1 pseudogene is annotated in these 247 nt (G+C 57.9%); it reads right to left on the reverse strand.

From position 1 onward, the window contains the following. A pseudogene (locus AB4Y34_RS42540) lies at nucleotides 1-81 on the reverse strand (IS5/IS1182 family transposase); the annotation flags it as partial. Nucleotides 82-247: the final 166 nt, after the last annotated feature.

A 247-nucleotide genomic window follows, 5' to 3' on the forward strand; every position in this document is an offset into this window, starting at 1 on the left:
CAGCGTCAGATACGGCGCCGCGAAACTCCATTCCTCATCCGACACATCTGTCGGATACCCTTTGCGGTCGGTTCTTTTCATCCCGCCAGGATACCAGGTCTCAATCGAAGTTCCTAACACGCTCTAGCAGGCTGTTGAAAAGCGCCCCGTCATGACGACCGAAGCTACGTTCAGGAGACTTGCGCGTGCAATTTCCCGCTGAATTACCGGTTTGCCGCGCGATCCGCGCGGGGCATGCGCACGCATG

It is taken from the genome of Paraburkholderia sp. BR10954 (genome assembly GCF_040965775.1).
GTDB classification, from domain to species: Bacteria; Pseudomonadota; Gammaproteobacteria; order Burkholderiales; family Burkholderiaceae; genus Paraburkholderia; species Paraburkholderia youngii.